Below are 4,953 nucleotides of genomic sequence, written 5' to 3' on the forward strand. Positions count from 1 at the left end.
GATAATATTTTTTAAGTCTTTCTAAGTAATATCTACTTTAGTTATATTAACTTCTGTCTAAACTGTCGCATAAAACGCGTTTGGCGTTGTATGGTTAAGCCTCACGGGTAATTAGTACAAGTTAGCTTAATGGCTCACACCACTTCCACATCTTGCCTATCAACGTTGTAGTCTTCAACGGCCCTTCAGAGACTTTAAAAGTCTAGTGAGAACTCATCTCGAGGCCTGCTTCGCGCTTAGATGCTTTCAGCGCTTATCAGTTCCGAACGTAGCTACCGGGCAATGCCATTGGCATGACAACCCGAACACCAGCGGTTCGTTCACTCCGGTCCTCTCGTACTAGGAGCAACCCCTCTCAATTCTCAAACGCCCACGGCAGATAGGGACCGAACTGTCTCACGACGTTCTAAACCCAGCTCGCGTACCACTTTAAATGGCGAACAGCCATACCCTTGGGACCGACTTCAGCCCCAGGATGTGATGAGCCGACATCGAGGTGCCAAACACCGCCGTCGATATGAACTCTTGGGCGGTATCAGCCTGTTATCCCCGGAGTACCTTTTATCCGTTGAGCGATGGCCCTTCCATTCAGAACCACCGGATCACTATGACCTACTTTCGTACCTGCTCGACGTGTCTGTCTCGCAGTTAAGCTGGCTTCTACCATTACACTAACCGTACGATGTCCGACCGTACTTAGCCAACCTTCGTGCTCCTCCGTTACTCTTTAGGAGGAGACCGCCCCAGTCAAACTACCCACCAGGCACTGTCCGTAACCCCGATTCAGGGGCCAACGTTAGAACATCAAAACTACAAGGGTGGTATTTCAAGGTTGACTCCACAACAACTAGCGTCGCTGCTTCAAAGTCTCCCACCTATCCTACACATGTAGGTTCAATGTTCAGTGCCAAGCTGTAGTAAAGGTTCACGGGGTCTTTCCGTCTAGCCGCGGGTACACAGCATCTTCACTGCGATTTCAATTTCACTGAGTCTCGGGTGGAGACAGCGTGGCCATGGTTACACCATTCGTGCAGGTCGGAACTTACCCGACAAGGAATTTCGCTACCTTAGGACCGTTATAGTTACGGCCGCCGTTTACCGGGGCTTCGATCAAGAGCTTCTCCCTAAGGATAACCCCATCAATTAACCTTCCGGCACCGGGCAGGTGTCACACCGTATACGTCATCTTGCGATTTTGCACAGTGCTGTGTTTTTAATAAACAGTCCCAGCCACCTGGTCACTGCGGCTCCCATCCGCTTAGAGAGCAAGTCTCATCACAGATAGGAGCGTACCTTCTCCCGAAGTTACGGTACGATTTTGCCTAGTTCCTTCACCCGAGTTCTCTCAAGCGCCTTAGTATTCTCTACCTGACCACCTGTGTCGGTTTGGGGTACGATTCCATATAATCTGAAGCTTAGAGGCTTTTCCTGGAAGTATGGCATCAGCAACTTCATCACCGTAGTGACTCGTCTCGTGTCTCAGGTTTAATGTTCGTCCGGATTTACCTAAACAAACGCCCTACTCACTTTCACATAGACTACCAACGCTATGCTTGCTTAGCCTGCTCCGTCCCCCCATCGCAATTATATCGAGTACAGAAATATTAATCTGTTTCCCATCGACTACGCCTTTCGGCCTCGCCTTAGGGGTCGACTTACCCTACCCTGATTAACATGGGATAGGAACCCTTGGTCTTCCGGCGTGGGAGTTTTTCACTCCCATTATCGTTACTCATGTCAGCATTCGCACTTCTGATACGTCCAGCATACCTCCCGGTACACCTTCAACCGCTTACAGAACGCTCCCCTACCACTCAGAATAAATTCTGAATCCGCAGCTTCGGTGCATAGTTTAGCCCCGTTACATCTTCCGCGCAGACCGACTCGACCAGTGAGCTATTACGCTTTCTTTAAAGGATGGCTGCTTCTAAGCCAACCTCCTGGCTGTCTGGGCCTTTCCACATCGTTTCCCACTTAACTATGACTTTGGGACCTTAGCTGGCGGTCTGGGTTGTTTCCCTCTTCACGACGGACGTTAGCACCCGCCGTGTGTCTCCCGGATATTACTTTACGGTATTCGGAGTTTGCAAAGGGTTGGTAAGTCGGGATGACCCCCTAGCCTTAACAGTGCTCTACCCCCGTAAGTATTCGTCCGAGGCTCTACCTAAATAGATTTCGGGGAGAACCAGCTATCTCCCGGTTTGATTAGCCTTTCACTCCTAGCCACAGGTCATCCCCTAACTTTTCAACGTTAGTGGGTTCGGTCCTCCAGTTGATGTTACTCAACCTTCAACCTGCCCATGGCTAGATCACCGGGTTTCGGGTCTATACCTTGCAACTAGTCGCCCAGTTAAGACTCGGTTTCCCTACGGCTACCCTATTCGGTTAACCTCGCTACAAAATATAAGTCGCTGACCCATTATACAAAAGGTACGCAGTCACCCAACAAGTGGGCTCCTACTGCTTGTACGTACACGGTTTCAGGTTCTATTTCACTCCCCTCACAGGGGTTCTTTTCGCCTTTCCCTCACGGTACTGGTTCACTATCGGTCAGTTGGGAGTATTTAGCCTTAGATGATGGTCCACCTATATTCAGTCAAAGTTTCACGTGCTCCGACCTACTCGATTTCACTTAAAATGTCTTTTCATGTACGGGACTATCACCCTGTATCGTGGCGCTTTCCAGCAGCCTTCCATTAACACATAATAAGCTTAAGGGCTGTTCCGATTTCGCTCGCCGCTACTTTCGGAATCTCGGTTGATTTCTTTTCCTACGGGTACTTAGATGTTTCAGTTCTCCGCGTTCGCCTCGTTAACCTATGTATTCAGTTAACGATACCTGCAAGCAGGTGGGTTTCCCCATTCGGAAATCCTAGTCTCAAGCGCTTTTTACTAGCTTGACTAGGCTTATCGCAAGTTAATACGTCCTTCATCGCCTCCAACTGCCAAGGCATCCACCGTGTACGCTTAGTCACTTAACCATACAACCCAAACGGGTCTTTGTTTTGTGACAGTTTAACTTCGCCAGAAGTCAATATTGAATACTAAAGTAGATACCAATCAATCAACTCATAAGAGTTAACTAAATGGCACTCAATGGTACTGCTACCATTGTTTTTTTTACTTTTGAAAACTCTTGATAAATACACTGTATTCATCAGAATTTTATTATCAGCTTTTCCAAATTTTTAAAGAGCATATTAATTAGTTATTCCGAAGAACAAGCACTAATTAACAATCATCTGTGTGGACACTACGAACAAATAAGTTCTAAATCGTATAAGGAGGTGATCCAGCCCCAGGTTCCCCTAGGGCTACCTTGTTACGACTTCACCCCAGTCATGAATCACTCCGTGGTAAACGTCCTCCCGAGGGTTAGACTATCTACTTCTGGAGCAACCCACTCCCATGGTGTGACGGGCGGTGTGTACAAGGCCCGGGAACGTATTCACCGCGTCATTCTGATACGCGATTACTAGCGATTCCGACTTCATGGAGTCGAGTTGCAGACTCCAATCCGGACTACGACGCACTTTAAGTGATTCGCTTACCTTCGCAGGTTCGCAGCACTCTGTATGCGCCATTGTAGCACGTGTGTAGCCCTACACGTAAGGGCCATGATGACTTGACGTCGTCCCCACCTTCCTCCGGTTTATCACCGGCAGTCTCCTTAGAGTTCTCAGCATTACCTGCTAGCAACTAAGGATAGGGGTTGCGCTCGTTGCGGGACTTAACCCAACATCTCACAACACGAGCTGACGACAGCCATGCAGCACCTGTATCAGAGTTCCCGAAGGCACCAAACCATCTCTGGTAAGTTCTCTGTATGTCAAGTGTAGGTAAGGTTCTTCGCGTTGCATCGAATTAAACCACATGCTCCACCGCTTGTGCGGGCCCCCGTCAATTCATTTGAGTTTTAACCTTGCGGCCGTACTCCCCAGGCGGTCTACTTAATGCGTTAGCTTTGAAAAACAGAACCGAGGCTCCGAGCTTCTAGTAGACATCGTTTACGGCGTGGACTACCGGGGTATCTAATCCCGTTTGCTCCCCACGCTTTCGTACATGAGCGTCAGTGTTGACCCAGGTGGCTGCCTTCGCCATCGGTATTCCTTCAGATCTCTACGCATTTCACCGCTACACCTGAAATTCTACCACCCTCTATCACACTCTAGTTTGCCAGTTCGAAATGCAGTTCCCAGGTTGAGCCCGGGGCTTTCACATCTCGCTTAACAAACCGCCTGCGTACGCTTTACGCCCAGTAATTCCGATTAACGCTCGCACCCTCCGTATTACCGCGGCTGCTGGCACGGAGTTAGCCGGTGCTTCTTCTGTCAGTAACGTCACAGCTAACGGGTATTAACCGTTAACCTTTCCTCCTGACTGAAAGTGCTTTACAACCCGAAGGCCTTCTTCACACACGCGGCATGGCTGCATCAGGCTTGCGCCCATTGTGCAATATTCCCCACTGCTGCCTCCCGTAGGAGTCTGGGCCGTGTCTCAGTCCCAGTGTGGCTGATCATCCTCTCAAACCAGCTAGGGATCGTCGCCTTGGTGAGCCATTACCTCACCAACTAGCTAATCCCACTTGGGCCAATCTAAAGGCGAGAGCCGAAGCCCCCTTTGGTCCGTAGACATTATGCGGTATTAGCAGTCGTTTCCAACTGTTGTCCCCCACCTCAAGGCATGTTCCCAAGCATTACTCACCCGTCCGCCGCTCGTCAGCAAAGTAGCAAGCTACTCTCTGTTACCGCTCGACTTGCATGTGTTAGGCCTGCCGCCAGCGTTCAATCTGAGCCATGATCAAACTCTTCAATTAAAAAGTTTTATGTCTTTCGACAGCTCAATGAATTCTGAATTTTTTAATATCTTTCGATATTGAATTGACTGTGCCGAATAATTACCGAAATAACTATTCTGTTGGTCACTCAGTTTTCAATTGAGACTCTAATTTGT

Annotated in this window: 2 rRNA genes; both read right to left on the reverse strand. The window is 48.9% G+C overall.

From position 1 onward, the window contains the following. Positions 1–90: 90 nt before the first annotated feature. Positions 91–2,981, reverse strand: a 23S ribosomal RNA gene (locus DC53_RS09515). A gap of 299 nt (positions 2,982–3,280) precedes the next feature. Further along, positions 3,281–4,816 (reverse strand): 16S ribosomal RNA (locus DC53_RS09510). The 16S and 23S rRNA genes sit together here, the layout of an rRNA operon. Positions 4,817–4,953: the final 137 nt, after the last annotated feature.

Origin of the sequence: Pseudoalteromonas fuliginea, assembly GCF_000690055.1 — a bacterium.
GTDB classification, from domain to species: domain Bacteria; phylum Pseudomonadota; class Gammaproteobacteria; order Enterobacterales; family Alteromonadaceae; genus Pseudoalteromonas; species Pseudoalteromonas fuliginea.